The following is a 22,699-nucleotide window of genomic DNA, read 5'->3' as shown; positions in this document are numbered from 1 at the left end:
ACGGCGGGCGAGGGTCGAGGATTCGGCGGCGATCACCCGCGACGGCTGTCAGCGGCGGCGCTCAGATCGGTGGCGTCGCTCAGCGACGGCGCAGCCGCAGACCGAAGAACGCCAGGCCGAGGCCGAGCCCGGTGAGCGCGAGACCGGTGCCCAGCGGCAGCACCCGCATCGCCCGCCCGCTGGGCTCGGCGGCGGTCCGCTGAGCACCGTAAGGCCGACCGGACGGGAGCGATTCGCGCGCCTGGTGCCGGTCCGGCCGCTGCGGGACGGGGAGGGAGGACGGCGTCCACTCGGGCACCACCGAGAACCGCCCGGTGCTCTCGTCGTCCCCCGTGTCGGCCGAGGGCTCCCCCTCCGGCTCCTCCGGCGACGAGGGGGTCGGCGTTCCGGCGCGGCCGGGGTGCGGACGGCCCTCACCCGCGCGGGTGCCCGCCAGCCCGCCGCCGTCGTCGGCGGGGGTGGCGGGGGCGGCGGGGGTGGCGGACGCGGGGGCCGCGGCCAGGGCGGTGCCCGCCAGCAGGGCCGCCGCGGGGAGCGTGCGAAGCGTCGCAGGGTTCACGGTGGTCACCCTCCCGTGCCGAACCGTTGCGTAACGGGATCAGCGTCACATGAGGGGAGGAACCGGGCATCCTGAACGCAGCCGTAAGGACCGCGGTACGACCGTAAGGGACGCGGTACTGACCGTAAGGGACGCGGCGACCGCCATAAGGACTGCGGCGGCGGTGCCGTTAGGGCCGCGGCGCCTGCCGTAAGGAGCGCGGCGGCGCCGTAAGGAGCGCGGCGGCGCCGTAAGGAGCGCGGCGGCGCCGTAAGGAGCGCGGCGGCGCCGCCGTACGGAACCGCGGTCCTCAGGTCGTCAGCAGGATCTTGCCCACATGCGTGCTGGACTCCAGCACCCGGTGGGCCTCCGGGGCCTCCCGCATCGGGACGGTGCTGTGGACGATCGGGCGGACCCGGCCGCCCCCGATCAGCGGCCAGACATGCTCCCGTACCGCCGCGATGATCGCCGACTTCTGCGCCAGCGAGCGGCCCCGCAGCCCGGTGGCCGTCACGGCGGCGCTCTTGGACAGCAGGGTGGCCAGGTTCAGCTCGGCCTTCACACCGCCCTGGAGCCCGATGATCGCCAGCCGTCCGTTGACGGCGAGCGTCTCCAGGTTCCGGGCGAGGTACTTCGCGCCGAGGATGTCCAGGATGACGTCCGCGCCCGCGCCGTCGGTGGCCCGGCGGACCTCCTCCACGAAGTCCTGCTCGCGGTAGTCGATCAGGACGTCGGCGCCCAGCTCCCGGCAGGCGGCCAGCTTCTCCGGGCCGCCCGCGGTCACCGCGACCCGCGCCCCGACCGCCTTCGCGAGCTGGATCGCCATGGTGCCGATGCCACTCGATCCGCCGTGCGCCAACAGCGTCTCGCCCGGCCGGAGATGGGAGATCATGAAGACGTTGGACCAGACGGTGGCGGTCACTTCGGGCAGCGCGGCGGCCGTGACCAGGTCCACGCCCTCGGGGAGGGGCAGCAGCTGGCCCGAGGGAACCGCCACCTTCTCGGCGTATCCACCGCCCGCGAGCAGGGCACACACCTCGTCGCCCACCGCCCAGCCGGTGACGCCGGGGCCGAGCGCCGAGATCCGGCCCGAGCACTCCAGACCGGCGTAGGGCGAGGCTCCGGGCGGCGGCGGATAGTGGCCCTGGCGCTGGAGCACATCCGCGCGGTTGACGCCGGCGGCCGCCACGTCGACCAGGACCTCGCCCTCACCGGGCACGGGATCGGGGACCTCCGCCCATACCAGGGCTTCGGGGCCACCGGGTTCGGGAATCGTGATCGCATGCATGGCCGCGAGGCTACTCCTGGACCATCGGCGCGCGAACGATCGTGATCAAGCGGTCGGCCGCCTGCAGCGGGCTGGCGTCGGGGTCGTCGTACGCGAGGAGGCGATGGCCGCGCAGCACGGACACCACGAGGTCCTCCGTGTCCCGCACCGACTTGCCCACCTCGGCCTTCACCACCGTGCGCTCCACCAGGTCCAGGCCCGTGCCCTGCTGGATCAGATCCTCGATCACCGCACCGGCCGTCGGGCTCTGCACGCTCATGCCCAGCAGGCGGCCCGCCGCGCTGGCGCTGGTGATCACTGCGTCGGCCCCGGACTGGCGCAGCAGCGGCGCGTTCTCCTCCTCGCGCACCGCCGCCACGATGTTGGCGCCCCGGTTGAGCTGCCGGGCCGTCAGCGTGACCAGGACGGCGGTGTCATCGCGCTGGGTGGCGATCACGAACTGGCGGGCGCGCTGCGCCTCCGCCCGCAACAGCACATCGCTGCGGGTCGCGTCGCCCACCACCCCCGCGAACCCCTCGGCGTTCGCCGCCTCGATCACCTTGTGGTTGGGGTCCACCACGACCACCCGGTTCTTGGGCAGCCCCGTCGCGCAAAGAGTCTCCACCGCGGACCGCCCCTTCGTACCGAAGCCCACGACGACGGTGTGATCACGCAACGCTGACCTCCAGCGGTTCAGGCGGTACTGCTCGCGGGTGCGTTCGGCCAGGACTTCCAGGGTGGTGCCGACCAGGATGATCAGAAAGACCACGCGCAGCGGCGTGACCAGCAGAATGTTACTGAGCCGCGCGCTGTCGCTGTACGGCACGATGTCGCCGTATCCGGTCGTGGACAGCGTGACGGTCGAGTAGTAGACGGAGTCGAGGAAGTCGACCCGCTCGTCGGAGTTGTCGTGGTAGCCGGCGCGGTCGACGTACACGATGACCACCGTCAGCACCAGCACCAGCAGCGCCAGCAGCAGCCGCCGGGCGACCTGGCGCAGCGGGCCCGCGGGGAAGTGGGGCAGATGGACGCGGTGACCGCCGTCCCCCGGGGTGCGGGCGGCCGCGTCTTGGCTGGGCAGCTTCACGCCGGGCCCTCCTGGGGGGATATGTCCTCGCCGTCGGTCGCCTGGGCCATGCGTTGGCGCGCTTGGTCCGTATGGCTCGGTTGCTCTGTCGCGCTCGCCGACCACGGGAGATCCAGTACGTCGACCTCCGTGCCGCGCTTCGCCCCGCCGGGCGGGATCACGGCGAGGCCGTCGGCCACCGCGATGCCGCGCAGCATCGCCGGGCCGTTGAAGCGCAGCGGCACGGCTGTGTCCCGCCGGAAGGTCACGGGGACCAGCCGGGTGTCCCGCGGATGCCCCTGCACGGCCTCGGCCAGCGGGGCCGGGCCGGGGTCGGGGGCAGGGCGGCCCGTCAGCGTCCGCAGCAGCGGCTCGGCGAGGGTCAGCAGACCGGAGACCGCCGCGAGCGGATTGCCGGGGAGCCCGACCAGATGCCGGGCGGGGCGGGACGGGCGCTCGGGGCTTTCGGCGGCTTTGGGGGGTTCGGCGCTTTCGGAGTTTCCGTGGCTTCTGGGGTTCCCAGGGCTTCTGGGGTTTCCAGGGCTTCTGGGGTTTCCGAGGCTTTCAGGGTCTCCGGGGCTTCCGGAGTTTCCAGCGCTTCCAGCGCTTCCAGCGCTTTCGCGGGCGAGGCGGGCCAGCAGCATCGGGTGGCCGGGGCGCACCGCCACCCCGTCCACCAGCAGCTCGGCGCCCAGGCGGCGCAGGGTGGGGTGGACATGGTCCACGGGGCCCGCGGCCGTGCCCCCGGTCGTCACGACGACGTCGGCGGACGACTCGGCCACCGCCGCGTACACCGCGTCCGCCTCGTCGGCCAGCCGCCGGGTGCCCACGACCTCGGCGCCGAGCGCCCGCAGCCATGGCCCGACCATCGGCCCCAGCGCGTCCCGGATGCGGCCGTCGTGCGGCAGCCCCTCGGTGAGCAGTTCATCGCCCAGAACCAGCACCTCGACGCGCGGCCTGCGCACCGTCGGCAGCTCGTCGTACCCGGCCGCGGCGGCCAGGCCCAGAACGGCGGGGGTGACCAGGGTCCCGGCGGGCAGCAGCTGATCGCCGCTGCGGCACTCCTGGCCCCGGGTGCGGATGTCCTGGCCGAGGACGACGGGGTGGGCGGCCGACGCGTGCAGCCAGCCGTCGCCCGCGTCGGTGCCGTACTCGCTGCGCAGTACGGCGGTGGCGCCGGGCGGGACGCGGGCGCCGGTGGCGATGCGGACGGCGTGGCCGTCGGGGAGGGGGGCCGTCTCGCCGTGTCCGGCGAGGATGCCGGGGTGGTCCTGGCCCTTCGTGCCGGTCGGCAGCCGCCAGGGACCGGGGCCCGAGAGCGCCCAGCCGTCCATGGCGGAGGTGTCGAAGGGCGGCAGATCGGTGAGCGCCGCGAGCGGGGCGGCCAGGACCTGGCCGAGCGCCTCGGACAGCGGCCGCATCACCGGGGCGGCGTGGGCGGCCTCCTTGACGGCGGCGCGGGCGGCGATGGCGCGGGCGTCGGGCCAGGAGGTGGGGGCGCGGTGCGGTGGGTTCATGGAGGGATGCGGGTGGGGCGTGGAGGCGCCGGGGGCGCGTTTCGGGTGCGGGGCCGGGTGCGGGGTCTGGGCCTGCTGGGTGGGGGTCCTGGACCGTGTGCTTTTGGTGCCAGTGCCCTCCGACGTCGGACTACCCGAAGATCGGCTCCTCGAATACACCTCGGGCCTTCGGCGTACGCGGCCCTGGGCATCCAGGGCCGCCGCGGGCTCTTCCGCCGTTTCCCGTGCCAGGTCGAGCGCGGTCTCGACCCAGTCCGTCCGGGTCGGGTCGCCGGTGTCGCTGATGTCGCCCGTGTTGCTCGTGTTGCCGACGTTGCCCACGTTGCCCACGTTGCTCGTGTTGCCGATGCCGTCGGGGTCGCCGGTGTCATCGATGTCGTCGGGGCTTCGCCCCCGGGTGGGTTGGGCCGGGCGGCCATTGGCCAGGCTGAGGGCGGCGTCGGCCCAGTCCTCTTCCGCTTCCGTTCCGGGCGGCTCCGGGCTCTGCGGCGGCGACTCATTGGCCAGCGCCAGCGCCTCGTCGACCTCGCGGTCGAGCGGGTCCCCGTCCCGGGGGCGGCGAGGTGTCACTGCTCCTCGGCCCAACGCGCCGCCAGCGCCGCGGCCTTCTCGGTGGCGGCGGCCAGCGCCTCGGGGCCGCCGCCCTTCTGGGCCGCGGCGTAGCCGACGAGAAAGGTGGTCAGGGGGGCGGCAGGCCGGGCGACGCCATGTGCGGCGTCACGGGCCAGATCGAGTAGGGCCGCGGTGTCGACATCCAGGTCGATCCCGAGCTCTGCCTTGGCTGCGGCAATCCATTCGTCCAACACGTTTCCATGCTCCCTGATGCGCGCTCGAGCCGTGGTGATGTCTTCCCAGGTGTCGCAGTCGAACGACGCGGTGGGGTGCCGGAGGCGGGCCAGGGCCAGCTCGGAGACGAGGAGGCGGAGGGGCAGCCCGCCGAGGCCGCCGTGTTCGGTGGCGAGGAGGGCGATCTCGCGGCGCAGCGGCTCGGCGCGGTAGGCGGCGACAAGGGGCTGCTCACGGCCGTCGGGGTCGACGAGCACGGCCCCTTCGGCGCCCTGAAGACCGGTGAGGAGGGTCTCGACGGTCTCGTGGGTGAGGAAGGGCAGGTCGGCGGAGAGGACGAGGACGGTCGGAGCCGTGGTCTGCCGGATGCCCGCGTCGACGGCCGCGACCGGGCCGCCGCCCGGGGGTTCCTCCCGGGCCCACCGCACCGGCCGCGCCGTGGGCCTGCGCGGGCCGACGACGACGGTCCGCCCGGCGCCGCGGCATGCGTCCAGCACCCGGTCGAGCAGGGCTCGCCCACCCACCCGCAGCGCGGGCTTGTCCACCCCACCGAGCCGCCGAGCGGCGCCTCCGGCCAGGATCACTGCGTCATACGCACCTGGAGTCACCCCATGAGTATGGCGCCGCCGGGCATCCGCTACAGCCGCCGCAACAACACCATGGGCTGCTCCACGCAGTCGGCCACGAACCGCAGGAATCCGCCGGCGGTGCCCCCGTCGCACACCCGGTGGTCGAAGGTGAACGACAGCTGCACCACCTGGCGCACCGCCAGCTCGCCCTGGTGCACCCAGGGCTTCGGGGCGATCCGCCCGACCCCGAGCATCGCTGCCTCGGGGTGGTTGATGATCGGCGTCGAGCCGTCGACCCCGAACACCCCGTAGTTGTTCAGGGTGAAGGTGGAGCCGGTGAGCTGGGCGGGGGCGAGGGTCCCGGCCCGCGCGGCCTCGGTCAGCCGGGCGATCTCCTCGGAGAGTCCCTCTATGGTCCGCGTGTGGGCGTCGCGCACCACGGGGACCACCAGACCCCGGTCCGTCTGCGCCGCGAAGCCGAGGTGGACGTCGGGGAGCCGGACGATCTCCCGGGCGTCCATGTCCACCGCGGCGTTGAGCTCGGGGAAGCGCGCGAGGGCCGCCGTGCAGATACGGGCCAGGAGGGCGAGCACGGACACCTTGGGCCCGCCCGAGGCGTTCATCGCTGTACGGGCGGCGAGCAGTTCGGTCGCGTCGGCGTCCACCCAGCAGGTCGCGTCCGGGATCTCGCGCCGGCTGCGCGTGAGCTTGTCGGCCACGGCGCCCCGCACCCCTCGCAGCGGAACCCGCTCCCCCTCCGGGGCGGGGGCGGACGCGACGGCGGCGGGCACTACGGGGGCGGACGCCGCGGGGGCGGAGGCGGGCGCCGTGCCCGCGACCGCTCGCTCGACGTCCGCCCGCAGAATCAGCCCCTCGGGGCCCGAGCCCCTGAGCTGCCGTAGATCGACGTCGTGCTCCCGGGCCAGCCGCCGCACCAGGGGCGAGATCACCGGAAGGGGCCCGGCGGGGGCCGTCTCCCTCCCGCGTACGGACGCGGCAGGGGTCGGCGTCTCCGACCCGCGCGCGGGCGCGGCGGGGGCCGTCTCCGTCCCGCGCACGGGCGCGGCGGGGGCCGCCGCCGTCTCGGGCAGCGGCCCGCCAGGGGCCGTGGGCGTCTCGCGCAGCGGCCCGGGGGAGGGCCGAACGCGGCGGCGCCGCGCGGCGGGACCGGCCGTGCCATAGCCGACCAGCACATTGCCCGACGCGCCGTCGATCGCGCCCTCGGTGACCGCCGGACCGGAGCCGTCGTCCGAGCCCTCCGGTACGGCGACCGTGATCAACGGCGCCCCGACCGGCACCTCCGCGCCCTCCTCGCCGTAACGGGCCGTCACCACACCGCCGTAGGGGCATGGCACATCCACCATCGCCTTGGCCGTCTCGACCTCGACCACCGGCTGGTCGACCGCGACCACATCGCCGACCTGGACCAGCCAGCGCACGATCTCGGCGCCGGTCAGTCCCTCGCCCAGATCGGGCAGGGTGAACTCCCGTACGACAGCCATCAGACCGCACTCCCCTCGGTCCACTCCGACTCCCACTGGAGCCGGGCGACGGCGTCCAGCACCCGGTCCACTCCGGGCAGATGGTGCCGCTCCAGCATGGGCGGCGGGTAGGGGATGTCGAACCCGGCGACCCGCAGCACGGGCGCCTCCAGATGGTGGAAGCAGCGCTCGGTGACCCGGGCGGCGATCTCCCCGCCGGGCCCGCCGAAGCCCGTGGACTCGTGGACGACGACCGCGCGGCCGGTGCGGCGCACGGAGGCGCACACCGTCTCGTCGTCGAAGGGGACGAGCGAGCGCAGATCGACGACCTCCAGATCCCAGCCCTCGGCACGGGCCGCCTCGGCGGCTTCGAGGCACACCGGCACGGAGGGGCCGTAGGAGATCAAGGTGGCGCCGCGCCGACCGCCGGTGCCGGGCCTGCGCACCACCGCGCGCCCGATGGGCGGCACCTGCTCGGGGGCGTCGGCCGACCAGTCGGCCTTGGACCAGTACAGCCGCTTGGGCTCCAGGAAGATCACGGGGTCGTCGGAGGCGATGGCGGCGCGCAGCAGCCCGTAGGCGTCCGCGACGGTCGCCGGGGCGACGACTTGGAGGCCCGGGGTGGCCATGTAGTAGATCTCGGAGGAGTCGCTGTGGTGCTCGACGCCGCCGATGCCGCCCCCGTAGGGCACCCGCACGGTGATCGGCATCGGCATCGCGCCCCGGGTGCGGTTGCGCATCCGCGATACATGGCTGATGAGCTGCTCGAAGGACGGGTAAGCGAAGGCGTCGAACTGCATCTCGACCACCGGCCGCAGCCCGTACATCGCCATGCCCACGGCGGTGCCGAGGATCCCCGCCTCGGCCAGCGGCGTGTCCGTGCAGCGGTCCTCGCCGAACTCCTCGGCGAGCCCGTCGGTGATCCGGAAGACGCCGCCCAGGGTGCCGACGTCCTCGCCGAGGACATGGACGGACGGATCGGCGGCCATGGCGTCGCGCAGCGCGCGGCCGAGGGCCTGGGCCATGGTGGCGGGCTTTCGGGCGGTGTCGGCCCCGACGGCGGTGGTCATCACTCCCCCTTCCCGGCGTCCGCGGCCTCGGCGTCGAGCTCGGCGCGCAGCTGCGCCGCCTGCTCGCGCAGCTGGCTGGTCCGGTCGGCGTAGACGTGCTCGAAGAGCGCCATGGGGTCGAGGGCCGGGTCCTGGTGCATCCGCGTCCGCAGATCGGCGGCGAACCGCTCCGCGGACTCCCGCGCGGCCCGCACCCCCTCGTCGTCCAGCAGATGGCGGTCGCGCATGGCCTCCTCCAGGAGCGCTATCGGGTCGTGGGCGCGCCATGCCTCGACCTCGGAGTCGGGGCGGTAGCGGGTGGCGTCGTCGGCGTTGGTGTGCGCCTCGATGCGGTAGGTGACCGCCTCCACCAGGGTGGGGCCGCCTCCTCCGCGGGCCCGGCGCACCGCCTCCGCCAGGACCTGGTGGACGGCGGCCGCGTCATTGCCGTCCACGAGACGGCCGGGCATCCCGTATCCCACCGCCTTATGGGCGAGGGAGGGCGCGGCCGTCTGCTTGGCGAGCGGGACGGAGATCGCGAAGCCGTTGTTCTGGACGAGGAAGACGACCGGGGCGTGCCAGACGGCCGCGAAGTTCAGGGCCTCGTGGAAGTCGCCCTCGCTGGTGCCGCCGTCTCCGACCAGGGCGAGGGCCACCACGTCGTCGCCCTTGAGGCGGGCGGCGTGGGCGAGGCCGACGGCGTGCGGCAGCTGGGTGGCCAGCGGGGTGCACAGCGGGGCGACGCGGTGGGCGTGGGGGTCGTAGCCGGAGTGCCAGTCGCCGCGCAGCAGGGTCAGGGCGTCCACGGGGTCGAGCCCGCGGACGACGGCGGCAAGGGTGTCGCGGTAGCTGGGGAAGAGCCAGTCGCGGTCCTCCAGCACAAGACCGGCCGCGACCTGGCAGGCCTCCTGACCGGTGGAGGAGGGATAGACGGCCAGCCGGCCCTGCCGGGTGAGGGCGGTGGCCTGCGTGTTGTAGCGGCGGCCGCGCACCAGCTCGCGGTGGAGCCGGGTCAGCAGATCGGGGGAGATGTCGGCGGCAGCGGCGGTGCCCAGCAGGCGGTACGGCTCCGGGTCGGGCAGCAGCGGCGCGGCGTCGGCGCGGGGCTGCCAGCCGGGCGGGGGAGTGGGCCGGTAGGCACCGGGCTGCTCAAGGACCGTCATGGCGCGACCTCCTGGGCGTGGTGTACGGCGGGAGGGCGGGGCGTGCCGGGCGGCATCGCCCTCCCCTACCGATTGTTCGGTCGTTGACGCATTTTGGCTACAGGCGACCCAAGCCTGTGGACAAACGGTTCTGCGGCCCCTGAGATGAAGACAGGACGTCCATGAAGGGGAGGCGGGACGATATGCCGGGCGAACAGATGGCCAATCCGGACGGCAAACCCCCGGCACGCCCGCTGGACGCCATCGACCGCGACATCCTGCGTCTGCTCCAAATGGACGGCCGCGCATCCATACGTTCCGTGGCCGAGCAGGTGCACGTCTCGCGCGCCAACGCCTACGCCCGGATCAACCGCCTGATCGACGACGGAGTGATCCGCGGCTTCAGCGCCCGGGTGGACCAGGAGCGGGCCGGGCAGGGCGCGTCCGCGTACATCACGCTGAAGATCGTCCAGAACTCCTGGCGCACCGTGCGCGAACAGCTCAGGCAGCTCCCCGGAGCCGCCCACATCGCCCTGGTCAGCGGGGACTTCGATGTGCTGCTGCTGGTGCACACCGAGGACAACCGCTCGCTGCGCGAGCTGGTCCTCACCCGGATCCAGGCCATACCGGAGGTGCTGAGCACCCGGACGCTGCTGGTCTTCGAGGAGACGGACCTGGACTCGGAGCCGTAGCGGGGCCGGGGCCGGGTGCGGGCGTACCGCCCCGCAGGCGTCGCGCGTCAGGGCTCGGTGCCGCCGTCGCGCGTCAGGTCTGGGTGCGCAGGCCCGCGAAGGCCGTACGGACCACGGCCTCGGCCACCTCATGGGAGGTCGCGGCCCCGCCGCGGCCCGGCCGGTACCACTCCACAATGGAATTGATCATGCCGAAGAGCAGCCGGGTCGCCAGCCGGGCGTCCACGTCGGACCGCAGGTCGCCGTCGGCAGCCGCCTGCTTGAGCAGTTCGGCCACCTGGTGGTCGAACTCCCGGCGCCGCTCCATGGCCCAGCGCTCGGTGTCCGTGTTGCCCCGGACGCGCAGCAGCAGCGTGACGTAGGGCAGCTCCTCCATCAGCACCTCGGCGGTGCGCCGGGCCACGTGTTCCAGCCGCCCGATCGCCCGTCCCTCGCGCGCGGCGGGCTCCTGGAGGATGCCGAACAGCCCGTCCAGGGCACGGCTTATGGCCAGCCGGAGCAGTTCCTCCTTGCCCTTCACATGGTGGTAGATGGAGGACTTGGAGATCCCGGCGGCCCGGGACAGGTGCTCCATGGAGGTGCCGTCGTAGCCGCGCTCGTTGAACACCTCCACGGCGACCGCGAGCAGCGATTCGGGCGTGTAGGTGTCGCGCTTGGCCATGGTCATGATTAGAGCAGTCTCTCATCGGCGGCCGCACGCCGGATCAGCGCCTGCGAAGGGGCGTAGCGGCCGGTCGGACAGGTCTGGTGGAGGTTGCGCAGGGTGTCGCGCACCCAGCGGGCGCCGAGCGCGCGCCCCCAGGCCAGCGGTCCGCGCGGGTAGTTGACGCCGGTCAGCATGGCGGTGTCGATGTCCTCGGGGCTCGCCACCCCGCGGGCGACGGCGTCCTCGGCGAAGTCCACGAGCATCGCGACCGTGCGGGCCACGACCATGCCGGGGACGTCCTGGACCACGCTGACCTCCTTACCGAGCGCCTGGAACAGGCCGATCGCGGACCGCAGGGACTCCTCGGGGGCGGCCATGGACGCCGCCAGGGCGACGCGGGTGGCGGTGCGGTAGTCCAGCGCCAGGTCGAAGCGGACCGACGCGGCGAAGGGGTCGTCGGTGGCGGTCGTGCCGTCGGCCAGGGACAGCCGGGTGCCATCGGGCAGGGCGAGATGGGCGCCGACCGGCTCGCGGGTCACCGGGATGCCCGCCTCCTCGATGAGGCCGACCAGCCCTTGTGCGGGCCCCAGGTCGCCATGGAGGGCGACCTTGCCGGGCGGCTCGCACGGCTCCGCGGTGTGCGGGGCGGGCCGCCTGGCGCCCTCGGAGTGGTCGTACCAGCCGTGGCCCGTCTTGCGTCCGTGCCGCCCGGAGGCGACGAGCTGCCGCTGGGCGAGGGACGGGGTGAATTTCGGGTCGTGGAACAGCGCTTCCCAGACGGATCGGGTGACGGCCTCGTTCACGTCCTGGCCGATCAGATCGGTGAGCTCGAAGGGGCCCATCCTGAAGCCGCCGGACCCGCGCAGCACGGCGTCCAGGGTGGCGGGGTCGGCGGCGCGCTCCTCGTACGCCCGGAACGCCTCGGCGTAGAAGGGGCGGGCGATCCGGTTGACGATGAACCCGGGGGTGTCGGCACAGCGCACCGGGGTCTTCCCCCAGGCCGCGACGGTGGCGTGGGCACGGTCGGCGGCGGTCTCGTCCGTGGCGGCGCCGCGCACCACCTCCACCAGCGGCATCAGCGGGGCCGGATTGAAGAAGTGCAGACCGAGGAGGCGGCCGGGGTGGCGCAGGACGCCCGCGACGGCGGTGACGGAGAGGGAGGAGGTGTTGGTGGCGAGCAGACAGCCGCCAGAGACCACCGACTCCAGCGCGGTGAACAGCTCCCGCTTGGCGTCGAGTTCCTCGAGGATCGCCTCGACCACCAGCTCCGCCTCAGCCAGGTCCGCGAGGTCGGCGACGGGGGTGAGCCGGCCGAGGGCGGCGTCGCGGTCGGCGGCGGTGAGGCGCTCCTTGGCGACCAGTCGGCCGAGCCGGTCCGCGATGGCGTCGGCGGCCCGGGAGGCCCGGCCGGGCGCGGCGTCGTAGAGCCGCACCGGCTGGCCCGCGGCCAGCGCCACCTGGGCGATTCCCTGGCCCATCGTGCCGGTGCCGACGACGGCGACGAGGTCGGCGCGGTCGATCCCACGGCCGGTCCCACGGTCGATCGCAGTCATGCCGCAGATCCTTTTCGACGAAGTTATCCACAGGTTCGTCAGGCCCTCTTGTCCCGACCGATCGTTCGGTTACTCTAACCCTGTCGCCCATTCCAGCCCAGCCCCAGCTCGACGAGGAGTTGGTCAGTCGTGACCGCCGCACTCACCACCGCGCAGTTGACGCAAGAGCACCGCCCCACCCTCGACCAGGCCCTGGAGGCGATCCGTACCCGCGCCTACTGGTCCCCGCACCCCGAGCACCCCAAGGCCTACGGCGGCGAGGGCCAGGGCGGGCGCCCGAGCCTGAGCGTCGCCGAGGGCCAGGCGGCGTTCGAGGCGCTGCGCGGCAAGCGCTTCGAGCTGGACCAGCCGGGCACCGACGGCTGGACGGGCTCCGAGGTCTCTCCGTTCGGAGCGGAGATGGGCATGGAGTATCCGCACCCGGACATCGAGGTGCTCCTCCCCGCCATGCGGGCGGGGATGGCCGCCTGGCGGGACGCCGGTCCCGAGACGCGGGCCATGGTGTGCCTGGAGATCCTGGCCCGGATCGGCGCCCGGTCGCATGAGTTCGCCCAGGCCGTCATGCACACCAGCGGACAGGCGTACATGATGGCGTTCCAGGCCGGCGGCCCCCACGCCCAGGACCGCGGCCTGGAGGCGGTGGCGTACGCGTTCGCCGAGCAGACCCGCACTCCGGGCGCCGCGGACTGGTCCAAGCCGCAGGGCAAGCGCGACCCGCTGCGCCTGCGCAAGACGTTCACGGCCGTCCCGCGCGGCATCGCCCTGCTGATCGGCTGCAACACCTTCCCGACGTGGAACGGCTACCCGGGCCTCTTCGCCTCGCTCGCCACCGGCAATCCGGTGCTGGTCAAGCCGCACCCCCAGGCCGTGCTGCCGCTGGCGCTGACCGTCCAGGTGGCGCGCGAGGTGCTGAAGGAGACGGGGTTCAGCCCCGATCTGGTGGCGCTGGCCGCCGAGCGGCCGGGCGAGGGGATCGCCAAGGTCCTCGCCGTCCGCCCCGAGATCCGCCTCATCGACTACACGGGGTCCACCGCCTTCGGCGACTGGCTGGAGACCCACGCCCGCCAGGCCCAGGTCTTCACGGAGAAGGCGGGGGTCAACACGGTGGTGATCGACTCCACCGACGACTACCGGGGCATGCTCGCCAACCTGGCGTTCTCCCTGTCCCTCTACAGCGGCCAGATGTGCACCACCCCGCAGAATCTGCTGATCCCCCGCGACGGCATCACCACCGACGCCGGTCCCAAGACCTATGACGAGGTGGTGGCCGACCTGGCGGCGGCGGTGGACGGGCTGCTGGGCGACGACGCACGGGCGAGCGCGCTGCTCGGCGCGATCGTGGGCCCGCGGGTCCAGGAGCGGCTGGAGGCCGCCCCCGGCCTTGGCGCGGTCGCCCTCGCCTCCCGCACGGTGACCCACCCCGACTTCCCGGGCGCCACGGTCCGCACGCCGCTGATGGTCAAGGCGGACGGCGCGCGGAAGTTCTGGGAGGGGGCGGACGCGGACGCGCCCTATCTGGCCGAGTGCTTCGGCCCGGTCTCCTTCGCCGTCGCCGTCGACTCCACGGAGGACGCGGTCGCGCTGCTGCGCCGGACCACCAGGGACAAGGGCGCGATGACGGTCGGGGCGTACACCACCTCGCCGGAGGCGGAGCGGCTGATCGAGGAGGCGTGTCTGGAGGAGTGCGCCCAGCTGTCGCTCAATCTGACCGGCGGGGTGTATGTGAACCAGACCGCGGCCTTCTCGGACTTCCACGGCACGGGCGGCAACCCGTCGGCCAACGCCGCGCTGTGCGACGGGGCGTTCGTGGCCGGGCGCTTCCGGATGGTCGAGGTCCGCCGCCCGGCGGAGTGACGGGTCCAGCGGGTGGGGCGTGTTCGCGCACACCCCACCCGGATCTGGTCCAGGCGGGGCCTCAGCAGGTCGGAGGAAGTCCGCTCTGGTTCGGCAGCGCTCCGAAGGGGCGCGGGGCTGTGTCGAGGTGCGGCTCCGCCGCACGGCTGTGTCGATATGCGGCTCCGCCGCGTGGGACCAGCCACGACGGCGCCGCAGACGGCCGACGACGCATCGCGGCACTTCCAGCGGAGCGCTTAGGCGGGGCCGCCCCAGTGGAAGAGGGCCATGGCCACGCTGGTGGCCAGGTTGTAGCTGGACACCTGTGGCCGCATGGGGAGGGCCACCAGCCTCGTGGCCCGCTTCCGCAGCTCCGGCGAGATCCCGTGCCGCTCGGAGCCGAAGGCGAGCAGCGCGTCATCGGGGATGGCCATGGACCGGATGTCCTCCCCCTCCGGGTCCAGGGCGTACAGCGGCCCCTCCGGAAGCGCGTCGCCCGGCAGCCGCTCGACCGCGGTGGCGAAGTGCAGCCCGGCGCCCGAGCGCACGGCGTTCGGATGCCAGGGATCGATATCGCCGGTGGTGACCACGCCCGTGGCCCCGAACCCGGCGGCGAGCCGGACCACGGCCCCGACGTTCCCCAGGTTGCGGGGGTTGTCCAGGACGACCACGGGGGCCCGCCGGGGGCGCTGGGACAGCTCGTCCAGGTTCGCCCGGCGGCCACGCCGGACCGCCAGGGCGGCGACCCGTGTGGGGTGCACCCTGGGCACCAGATCGCGCAGGGTCCCGGCATCCACCTCCACCAGAAGGTCCGCGATCACCCCGGTGAGGTCGTCGGCCAGGTCCTCGGCGAGTTCCACGGCGGCCGCCTTGTCGCTGGTGACCGCGGCCCGCACCTCCGCGCCGAACCGCAGCGCGTGCTTCAGCGCGTGGAAGCCGTCCAGCAGCACGGTGTCGGGTGCCGTCGCGCGCCAGTGCCGTACGGCCCACGCGGACTCGTCATCGATCATCCCCTCAGCGTACGAGGGTGCCGGCCGGGGTTTCCTCGTCGCTCTCCCGCGCTCGCTGCCCCGGCAGCCGGACCGCGCGCGCCGCCAGCCGGTCCCGGGCCCGGCCCAGCCGCGCCTCGGCCCAGCGCAGGACGTTCGTCGGCAGGAAGACGGAGTCCGCAGCGATCACGGCGAGCGAGAAGAAGGGCAGCCCCAGCATCACGGCGATACCGAGGTGTTCCATCATCAGCAGGACCAGCATCGCGTTCTTGGCCCGCCGGTTGAGCAGGGTGAACGGGAAGGCCACCTGGACGATGACCGTGCCGTAGGTCAGCACCATCACCAGGGTGCCGCTGGACGCCATGATGTCGGCCAGCCACGGCCAGGGCGAGAAGTAGTCCAGGTGCAGCGGGTAGTAGAGGGCGGTGCCGTCCTGCCAGCGCGAGCCCTGGATCTTGTACCACCCGGCGGAGGCGTACAGCAGACACACCTCGGCCATGATCACCAGCAGAGCGCCGTTGTGCGCCACATTGGCGAGCGCGTCCGATACGGTGCGCGGCTCCCCCGGTGCGTAACGCCTGACGAACCACCACCCGGCCTGGACGAGCCACAGCCCCCACAGGACGGTGGCCCAGCCCAGCCCGGGCAGCGGACCGTCCGCGGTCAGGGAGAGCCTGGCCTCGGTGAACAGCTGCGCCCAGAGCAGGGCGGTCCCGGTGACGGCCCACAGCACGATTCCGGTGGTGTCACGCGGCGGCCACGCGCGGTCCGCCCGCCGGGCCGCCCGGCGCGCGTCCAGGGACCACATCTGCCCGCACCGGGTCAGCACCAGATACATCGACATCAGATGGATGAGGTTGTCGCCGCCGTCGCCCACGAAGATGCTGCGGTTCTGCAGCGACAGCACCCCGATCATGAACAGCACGGACATGGTGCGGGTGCGCCAGCCCACCAGCAGCAGCGCGCTGGAGACGATGGCGAGGGCGTAGACGATCTCGAACCACACCGCGCTGTCGGACCACATGAGCGCGCTGAAGGCGCGGTTGCCGTCGATCAGCCGCGCGGCCATGTCCCAGTTCCAGGGGCCGTCGGGCCCGTACAGCTCCCGGCGGTGGGGCCATTCGCGCACCAGGAAGAGCAGCCAGGTGAAGGAGAAGCCGATGCGCACGACGGCGCTCTGCCGGGGGCCGAGCGCGGACGCGGTGACGCGCGCGTAGCCATGCGCCACGGCGGTCTGGAGACGGGCGGAGGGGGTCACCGGCGCTTCGCCTCCGGGAGGTCATCGGAGGTCACGGTCCACCACGGCAGCGTGCGGTAGACCGTCTTGGTGTCGATCTTCTCGTCGCTCCAGGGCGGCGGGGCCACCGGAGTGGTCGCGGAGCGCACCTGTATTCGCTCCACGGTGCCGCCGTCCTCCTCGCGGCCGAGGCGGAGCATCACGATCCGGCGGATGTACTGCTCGGAGAGGTTGCCGCGCATCCCCTGCGGCCGCTCCCGCACGTCATGCGAGCCGACGTAGAACTCCCAGGCGCGGCGCAGCTCGTTCTGCTGGGTGTGGCTGGGCAGCGGGTTGTGGTGGATAGCCGCGCCGTCCTGGGCCGAGAGGTCACGCCAGCCGGTGGTCGCGGTGCCGCCGTCGGAGGTGCGGATCTCGGCGCGGGCCTGGACGGCGATGTTCTGCTGGAGCGGGTTGGGGGCGAAGAGCTTCCAGACCCGTTCGAACTCCGGATAGACGTAGTCGTCTATCGCCGCGCCGTGCCGCTTGGTGAGGGTGTTGGGCGGTGAGACGTTCAGGAAGGCCGCCGAGAGATGGATCGCGGCGGCGACGGCGGCGACCGCGATGGCCACCGCGATGATCAGCTGTGCGGGCAGGGAGAGCGTGCTGAGCGGTTCCACCGCGTCGCCGACCGGCGCCGATTCCGCCGGTTCCGATTCTGCCGGTTCCGACCCCCTCGGTTTCGATTCCGTCGATTCCGGATCCGTCGGTTCGGGGTCCGTCGGCTCCCCAATGTGCGGCTCCGGTCCCGTCGGCTCCCGTTCCGCCGGTTCCGGCTCCGTGTCCGCCATACCCCGCCCCGCTCCCGATGGTCCAGGTCTTCGCGCACGCCGGTCGGCCGCGCGCCCCCGTGGCCCCCACGCCCCCGGCACCGTACCGATGCGGAACCACTCGGCACAGCGTCCTCAGCGTTATCCACAGGGTTGACACCCTACGTTCCTCAGCACACCATTGAACCGAACGATCGGTCGGTCGGCTGGCCGGTCGGCGGAGACGAATGGCGGAGGGGCTTCGCATGACGACGATGGCGGCGGACGCGGGAGCGTACGAGGCGGTGTTCGACGCCGCCGTGGCCGCGGACGAGCGCATCGAGCCGCGCGACTGGATGCCCGATGAGTACCGGGCCACGCTGGTGCGGCAGATGGCGCAGCACGCCCACTCCGAGATCATCGGCATGCAGCCGGAGGCGAACTGGATCACCCGCGCCCCCTCGCTGCGGCGCAAGGCGATCCTGATGGCCAAGGTCCAGGACGAGGCGGGCCACGGCCTGTATCTCTACAGCGCGGCGGAGACCCTGGGCACCAGCCGGGACGAGCTGCTGGACAAGCTCCACAGCGGCCGCCAGAAGTACTCCTCGATCTTCAACTACCCCACGCTGACCTGGGCCGACGTCGGCGCCATCGGCTGGCTGGTGGACGGCGCCGCGATCACCAACCAGGTACCGCTGTGCCGCTGCTCCTATGGGCCCTACGCACGGGCGATGGTCCGCATCTGCAAGGAGGAGTCCTTCCACCAGCGCCAGGGGTACGAGCTGCTGCTGGCCCTGAGCCGGGGCACCGAGGCCCAGCACGCCATGGCGCAGGACGCGGTGGACCGCTGGTGGTGGCCGTCGCTGATGATGTTCGGCCCGCCGGACGACGCATCGGCCCACTCCGCGCAGTCCATGGCCTGGAAGATCAAGCGCCACTCCAATGACGAGCTGCGCCAGCGCTTCGTCGACATCTGCGTCCCCCAGGCCGAATCCCTCGGCCTCACCCTCCCCGACCCCGAGCTGCGGTGGAGCGAGGAGCGGGGGCATTACGACTTCGGCCCGATCGACTGGGACGAGTTCCGCGAGGTGCTGCGGGGAAACGGGCCGTGCAACGCCCAGCGGATCACCCAGCGGCGCCGGGCCCATGAGGAAGGCGCCTGGGTGCGCGAGGCAGCCGCGGCGTACGCGGCCAAGCACGGGGAGGCACAGGCATGAGCGGCAGCCCGAGCGCCGAGTGGCCGCTGTGGGAGGTGTTCGTCCGCAGCAGGCGCGGGCTGTCGCACACCCACGCCGGATCCCTCCACGCCCCGGACGCGGAAATGGCTCTGCGGAACGCACGGGATCTGTACACCCGCCGCTCGGAGGGCGTCTCGATCTGGGTGGTGCCGTCCGTCGAGATCACCGCCTCCTCCCCGGACGAGCGGGATCCGTTCTTCGAGCCGTCCGCCGACAAGCCCTACCGCCACCCCACCTTCTACGCCATTCCGGAGGGGGTGCGGCATCTATGACCGCGGCCCTCGCCCTGGGCGACGACGCGCTGGTGCTCTCCCACCGGCTGGGGGAGTGGGCCGGGCGCGCCCCGGTGCTGGAGGAGGAGGTGGCGCTCGCCAATATCGCCCTCGACCTGCTCGGCCAGGCCCGGGTGCTGCTCTCCCTCGCCGGCGACGAGGACGAGCTGGCGTATCTGCGCGAGGAGCGGGCGTTCCGCAACGTCCAGCTGGTCGAGCAGCCCAACGGGGACTTCGCCCACACCATCGCCCGTCAGCTCTACTTCTCCACCTATCAGGAGCTGCTGTACGAGCGGCTGGCGCGCGGCTCCGGCCCCTTCGCCCCGCTCGCCGCCAAGGCGGTCAAGGAGGTGGCCTACCACCGCGACCACGCCGAGCACTGGACCCTGCGGCTCGGCGACGGCACGGACGAGAGCCATGAGCGGATGCGGCGGGGCCTGGACGCGCTCTGGCGGTTCACCGGTGAGCTCTTCGAGCCGGTCGAGGGGTGCGAGGTGGAGTGGCACACCCTGCACGACGCCTGGCTGACCCGGATCACCTCGGTCCTGGAGCGCGCCACCCTGGCGGTGCCCGAGGGGCCGCGGCGCGGCGGCTGGGCGGCCGGAGCGGGGCGCCAGGGCATCCACACCGAGCCGTTCGGCCGGATGCTCGCCGAGATGCAGCATCTGCACCGCAGCCACCCGGGGGCGACATGGTGACGCCCGGGCCCTCCGCGGCGCCCACGCCTCCCGCGTCCGGCACCACCCTCACCCCGCTCGAGGAGGAGCTGCTGCGGCTGGCCGGATCCGTGCCGGACCCGGAGCTGCCGATGGTGTCCCTGGCCGAGCTGGGGGTGATGCGCGGGCTGCGGCTGCTGGGGCCGGGCCGGGTCGAGGTCGAGCTGACCCCCACCTACACCGGCTGCCCGGCGCTGGAGTCTATGGCCACCGATATCGAGCGGGTGCTCCATGACCACGGCGTCCCCGAGGTCGCCGTGCGCACGGTCCTCTCCCCGCCCTGGACGACGGACGCGATCAGCGCCGAGGGCCGCCGCAAGCTGGCGGAGTCCGGCATAGCGCCGCCCGCGCCGCGCGACGCGACGGCGGACGGCCCGGTCCCGGTGGCCCTGGCCGTGCGCTGTCCGCACTGCGGCTCGACCGAGACAGAGCTGCTCAGCCGCTTCTCCTCCACCGCCTGCAAGGCGCTGCGCCGCTGCGCGGCCTGCGGCGAACCGTTCGACCACTTCAAGGAGTTGTGATGGCCGCGGAGGCGGTGAAGCGGGTCGCGCCCCGCCATGGCGCGTTCCACCCGCTGCGGGTGGCGGCGGTCGACCGGCTCACCGATGACGCGGTGGCGGTCACCCTCCTGGTGCCGCCCGCGCTGCGGGAGACGTTCCGCTTCGCGGCGGGGCAGCACATCGCGGTGCGCCGGTTCGCCGATGGCGCGGAGATCCGCCGGACGTACTCGATCTGCACCCCGGCCCCGGGCGCGGAGGGCCCGGAGTCCCTGCGGATCGGGGTGCGGCTGGTCGAGGGCGGTGAGTTCTCGACCTATGCCCTCAAGGAGCTGGCGGTCGGCGAGGTCATGGAGGTGATGGCCCCGGCCGGCCGTTTCGTCCTGGAGCCCCGCCCCGGCCACTTCGCGGCGGTCGTCGGCGGCAGCGGTATCACCCCGGTGCTGTCCATCGCCGCCACACTGCTCCGCCGGCAGCCCGAGGCGCGCTTCTGTCTGATCCGCAGCGACCGCACCGCGGCCTCGACGATGTTCCTGGAGGAGGTCGCCGACCTCAAGGACCGCTGGCCCGACCGGTTCCAGCTGGTGTGCGCGCTCTCCCGGGAGGAGCAGCAGGCCGGGCTGGTCTCCGGGCGGCTCGACGAGGAGCGGCTGACCGGGCTGCTCCCGGCGCTGCTGCCGGTCGCCTCGGTGGACGGCTGGTTCCTGTGCGGGCCCTACGGTCTGGTGCGTGCCGCCGAGCGGGCGCTGCGCGGCCTCGGAGTCTCCCGCAGCCGGGTCCACCAGGAGATCTTCCATGTGGACGCGGCCCCCGGCGAAGGCGTCCCTATACCGGGCCCGGCCCTGGCCGCCTCGCACAGTTCGGTCACGGCGACCCTGGACGGCCGCTCGGGCACCTGGCCGGTCCAGGACGGGGAGCCACTGCTGGAGACCGTGCTGCGCAATCGGTCCGACGCGCCGTACGCGTGCAAGGGCGGGGTCTGCGGCACCTGCCGGGCCTTCCTGGTCTCGGGCGAGGTGCGGATGGACCGGAACTTCGCGCTGGAGCCGGACGAGGTGGAGGCGGGCTATGTGCTGGCCTGTCAGTCCCATCCGGTGGGCGAGCGGGTGGAGCTGGACTTCGACCGCTGACCGGCCCCGGGCGCGGCACCGGCGTTCCCTTCTTGTAGAACCTGTTCTATCTTGACGGGCCGTCAGATAAAGCCGCGGCGCGGGAGGTACGGACAGTGGACTTCACCTTCACCGAGGAGCAGCAGGCGGCCGTCGAGGCGGCGAAGGCCGTCTTCTCCTCCGTCACGCCGGACAGCGTGCCCAGTCCCGCGCTGACCGCGGGCGCCGTCGCCGACGACTTCGACCGCGCGCTGTGGCGGAAGCTCGCCGAGGGCGATCTGCTGGGGCTGACCCTCGACCCCCGGTACGGCGGCTCGGGCCTGGACCCGCTCGCCCTCTGCCTGATGCTGCGGGAATGCGGCCGGGTACTGGCCCGGGTGCCACTGCTGGAGTCCAGCGCCGCCGCACTGGCCGTACAGCGCTACGGCGGGGACGAACTGCGCGCCGACGTACTGCCCCGGGCCGCCCGCGGTGAACTGGTCCTCACCGCGGCCTCCAGCGGCCGCACCGGCCATGGCCCGGCCGAACTGGCCGTCCAGGCACGGCGGAACGGCGAGGGCTGGGTGCTGGACGGCGCCCAGACCGCCGTCCCCTGGGCCCATGGCGCCGATCGCGTACTGGTCCCGGCCCACACCGGTGAGGGCGGTACGGTCCTCGCCCTGGTCCCTCGCGACCATGAGGGCGTCGCCCTCGAGGAGCAGATCTCCACCAGCGGTGAGCGGCAAGCCGAGGTCCGGCTGGACGGAGTGCGGCTCGCCGACCGCGAGGTGCTGACCGCGGACGGCGCCTGGGAATGGCTGCGCGATCTCCTCACCACCGGCACCTGCGCCCTCGCGTTGGGCCTCGGCTCGGCGGTGCTGGACCTCACCAGCTCGTATGTGAGCCAGCGCGAGCAGTTCGGCTTCCCACTCGCCACCTTCCAGGCGGTCGCCGTGCAGACCGCCGACCGCTATATCGATCTGCGGGCCATGGAGGCCACGCTGTGGCAGGCGGCCTGGCGGCTGTCCCTGGACGAGGAGCGGCCCACGGTGAGCGGGGCGCTGCCCATCGCGGGAGATGTCGCCGTCGCCAAGATCTGGGCCGCCGAGGGCGTGCGCCGCGTCGTCCAGACCGCCCAGCATCTGCACGGCGGCTTCGGCGCGGTCACCGACTACCCGCTGCACCGCTACCACGCCTGGGGCAAGCAGCTGGAGCTCTCGCTGGGGTCCGCCGCCGCCCATGAGGAGGCGCTGGGCGAACTCCTCGCCGCCCACCCCCTCGGCTGATCAGCTCGCCCCCGCGCCCGATCAGCGCGCCCCGCCGCTCAGCGGGCAAGGTCAGCGGGGAAGATCAGTAGGGAAACTTCTAGAGCACAAAGGCCCCTTCGGCGGTGCCGTCGGGGCCGCTCACCATCGGCCGGCCCGCCGCGTCCCAGGCGAGCATCCCGCCGTCCACATTCACCGCGTCCAGCCCCTGCGCGACCAGATACTGCGTCACCTGTGCGGAGCGGCCGCCGACCCGGCACATCACATGCACCCGGCGCCCCTCGCCGGCCGCCGCGGTCAGCTCGTCGAACCGCGCCACGACCTGGCCCATCGGGATGTGCAGCGCGCCCTCGACATGCCCGGCCGCCCACTCGTCGTCCTCCCGGACGTCCAGCAGAAGACCATCGGCCGGTACCGCCGCCGCCTCCACCTGGGGAAGCTGGGCAAAATGCATCAGACACACCTCTCAC

General features: G+C 73.3%; 22 protein-coding genes. 8 read left to right on the top strand and 14 right to left on the bottom strand.

The features are described from left to right. Positions 1–79 precede the first annotated feature (79 nt). The 8 genes from IEJ02_RS43130 to pdhA form a co-directional block, all read right to left on the bottom strand. Positions 80–559 (bottom strand): hypothetical protein, encoded by a 480-nt coding sequence (locus IEJ02_RS43130; protein ID WP_191069771.1) that lies wholly within the window; start codon positions 557–559, stop codon positions 80–82. Positions 560–848: 289 nt separating this feature from the next. Further along, complete coding sequence (locus IEJ02_RS43125; protein ID WP_191069770.1) at positions 849–1,826, bottom strand: NAD(P)H-quinone oxidoreductase; 978 nt, start codon at positions 1,824–1,826, stop codon at positions 849–851. 10 nt (positions 1,827–1,836) lie between these two features. Beyond that, the gene (locus IEJ02_RS43120; RefSeq protein ID WP_191069769.1) at positions 1,837–2,892 is read right to left on the bottom strand and encodes a potassium channel family protein; all 1,056 of its coding nucleotides are present in this window, start codon (positions 2,890–2,892) and stop codon (positions 1,837–1,839) included. After that, positions 2,889–4,388 carry a molybdopterin molybdotransferase MoeA gene (locus IEJ02_RS49455; protein WP_223865396.1) on the bottom strand — a complete coding sequence of 500 codons (1,500 nt, stop codon included), beginning with the start codon at positions 4,386–4,388 and terminating at the stop codon, positions 2,889–2,891. The genes IEJ02_RS43120 and IEJ02_RS49455 overlap by 4 nt, the downstream gene beginning before the upstream one ends. Before the next feature lie 566 nt (positions 4,389–4,954). Beyond that, positions 4,955–5,782, bottom strand: a complete 828-nt coding sequence (locus IEJ02_RS43105) for an NTP transferase domain-containing protein (RefSeq protein ID WP_317986065.1) — start codon at positions 5,780–5,782, stop codon at positions 4,955–4,957. A gap of 29 nt (positions 5,783–5,811) precedes the next feature. Continuing rightward, complete coding sequence (locus tag IEJ02_RS43100; RefSeq protein WP_191069768.1) at positions 5,812–7,245, bottom strand: dihydrolipoamide acetyltransferase family protein; 1,434 nt, start codon at positions 7,243–7,245, stop codon at positions 5,812–5,814. After that, positions 7,245–8,294, bottom strand: coding sequence for an alpha-ketoacid dehydrogenase subunit beta (locus IEJ02_RS43095; protein ID WP_191069767.1), 1,050 nt, complete (start codon positions 8,292–8,294; stop codon positions 7,245–7,247). Before IEJ02_RS43095 ends, IEJ02_RS43100 begins: the two co-directional genes overlap by 1 nt. Next, a complete protein-coding gene (pdhA, locus tag IEJ02_RS43090; protein WP_191069766.1) occupies positions 8,294–9,436 on the bottom strand; it encodes a pyruvate dehydrogenase (acetyl-transferring) E1 component subunit alpha in 1,143 nt (380 codons plus the stop codon). Before pdhA ends, IEJ02_RS43095 begins: the two co-directional genes overlap by 1 nt. 182 nt (positions 9,437–9,618) lie before the next feature. On the opposite strand from pdhA, the gene IEJ02_RS43085 reads away from it, so the two are divergent. After that, positions 9,619–10,107 carry an Lrp/AsnC family transcriptional regulator gene (locus IEJ02_RS43085; RefSeq protein ID WP_191069765.1) on the top strand — a complete coding sequence of 163 codons (489 nt, stop codon included), beginning with the start codon at positions 9,619–9,621 and terminating at the stop codon, positions 10,105–10,107. A gap of 73 nt (positions 10,108–10,180) precedes the next feature. On the opposite strand, the gene IEJ02_RS43080 is transcribed toward IEJ02_RS43085, so the two are convergent. Both IEJ02_RS43080 and IEJ02_RS43075 read right to left on the bottom strand, forming a co-directional pair. After that, a complete protein-coding gene (locus IEJ02_RS43080) occupies positions 10,181–10,774 on the bottom strand; it encodes a TetR/AcrR family transcriptional regulator (RefSeq protein ID WP_191069764.1) in 594 nt (197 codons plus the stop codon). A 2-nt stretch (positions 10,775–10,776) separates the two neighbouring features. Beyond that, positions 10,777–12,306: a 3-hydroxyacyl-CoA dehydrogenase gene (locus tag IEJ02_RS43075; RefSeq protein WP_191069763.1), complete on the bottom strand. Its 1,530-nt coding sequence runs from the start codon at positions 12,304–12,306 to the stop codon at positions 10,777–10,779. 129 nt (positions 12,307–12,435) lie between these two features. Between IEJ02_RS43075 and paaN the strand changes: the two genes are divergently transcribed. Beyond that, complete coding sequence (paaN, locus tag IEJ02_RS43070) at positions 12,436–14,160, top strand: phenylacetic acid degradation protein PaaN (RefSeq protein ID WP_191069762.1); 1,725 nt, start codon at positions 12,436–12,438, stop codon at positions 14,158–14,160. Positions 14,161–14,396: 236 nt separating this feature from the next. On the opposite strand, the gene IEJ02_RS43065 is transcribed toward paaN, so the two are convergent. Genes IEJ02_RS43065 through IEJ02_RS43055 form a run of 3 tightly spaced genes read right to left on the bottom strand, consistent with a single transcriptional unit; the run spans position 14,397 to position 17,195 of the window. Further along, positions 14,397–15,149: a TrmH family RNA methyltransferase gene (locus IEJ02_RS43065; RefSeq protein WP_191069761.1), complete on the bottom strand. Its 753-nt coding sequence runs from the start codon at positions 15,147–15,149 to the stop codon at positions 14,397–14,399. 4 nt (positions 15,150–15,153) lie between these two features. After that, on the bottom strand, positions 15,154–16,386 hold the full coding sequence (locus tag IEJ02_RS43060) for an HTTM domain-containing protein (protein WP_191069760.1): 1,233 nt from the start codon (positions 16,384–16,386) through the stop codon (positions 15,154–15,156). Continuing rightward, positions 16,383–17,195 (bottom strand): DUF5819 family protein, encoded by an 813-nt coding sequence (locus IEJ02_RS43055; protein WP_191069759.1) that lies wholly within the window; start codon positions 17,193–17,195, stop codon positions 16,383–16,385. Before IEJ02_RS43055 ends, IEJ02_RS43060 begins: the two co-directional genes overlap by 4 nt. A gap of 224 nt (positions 17,196–17,419) precedes the next feature. Here IEJ02_RS43055 and paaA point away from each other — a divergent pair, with 224 nt between their 5' ends. The 6 genes from paaA to IEJ02_RS43025 all read left to right on the top strand — a co-directional run bounded on the left by paaA (position 17,420) and on the right by IEJ02_RS43025 (position 22,250). Next, positions 17,420–18,370 (top strand): 1,2-phenylacetyl-CoA epoxidase subunit PaaA, encoded by a 951-nt coding sequence (paaA, locus tag IEJ02_RS43050; RefSeq protein ID WP_191069758.1) that lies wholly within the window; start codon positions 17,420–17,422, stop codon positions 18,368–18,370. Further along, complete coding sequence (paaB, locus tag IEJ02_RS43045; RefSeq protein ID WP_191069757.1) at positions 18,367–18,663, top strand: 1,2-phenylacetyl-CoA epoxidase subunit PaaB; 297 nt, start codon at positions 18,367–18,369, stop codon at positions 18,661–18,663. Before paaA ends, paaB begins: the two co-directional genes overlap by 4 nt. Further along, positions 18,660–19,361 carry a 1,2-phenylacetyl-CoA epoxidase subunit PaaC gene (paaC, locus tag IEJ02_RS43040; RefSeq protein ID WP_191069756.1) on the top strand — a complete coding sequence of 234 codons (702 nt, stop codon included), beginning with the start codon at positions 18,660–18,662 and terminating at the stop codon, positions 19,359–19,361. Before paaB ends, paaC begins: the two co-directional genes overlap by 4 nt. After that, entirely contained in the window at positions 19,355–19,900 is a 546-nt protein-coding gene (paaD, locus tag IEJ02_RS43035) for a 1,2-phenylacetyl-CoA epoxidase subunit PaaD (protein WP_191069755.1), read from the top strand. The genes paaC and paaD overlap by 7 nt, the downstream gene beginning before the upstream one ends. Further along, a complete protein-coding gene (locus IEJ02_RS43030) occupies positions 19,900–21,006 on the top strand; it encodes a 2Fe-2S iron-sulfur cluster-binding protein (RefSeq protein ID WP_191069754.1) in 1,107 nt (368 codons plus the stop codon). The genes paaD and IEJ02_RS43030 overlap by 1 nt, the downstream gene beginning before the upstream one ends. Before the next feature lie 95 nt (positions 21,007–21,101). Next, a complete protein-coding gene (locus IEJ02_RS43025; protein ID WP_191069753.1) occupies positions 21,102–22,250 on the top strand; it encodes an acyl-CoA dehydrogenase family protein in 1,149 nt (382 codons plus the stop codon). Between the two features lie 79 nt (positions 22,251–22,329). Here the strand turns inward: IEJ02_RS43025 and IEJ02_RS43020 are convergent, their stop codons facing one another. Next, complete coding sequence (locus tag IEJ02_RS43020; RefSeq protein WP_137978727.1) at positions 22,330–22,683, bottom strand: rhodanese-like domain-containing protein; 354 nt, start codon at positions 22,681–22,683, stop codon at positions 22,330–22,332. Between the last annotated feature and the right edge of the window lie 16 nt (positions 22,684–22,699).

Source organism: Streptomyces sp. 5-10 (genome assembly GCF_014712245.1).
GTDB lineage: Bacteria > Actinomycetota > Actinomycetes > Streptomycetales > Streptomycetaceae > Streptomyces > Streptomyces violaceusniger.
The sequence above is the reverse complement of the archived record's forward strand: the minus strand, read 5'-3'. Positions and strand labels throughout refer to the sequence as shown.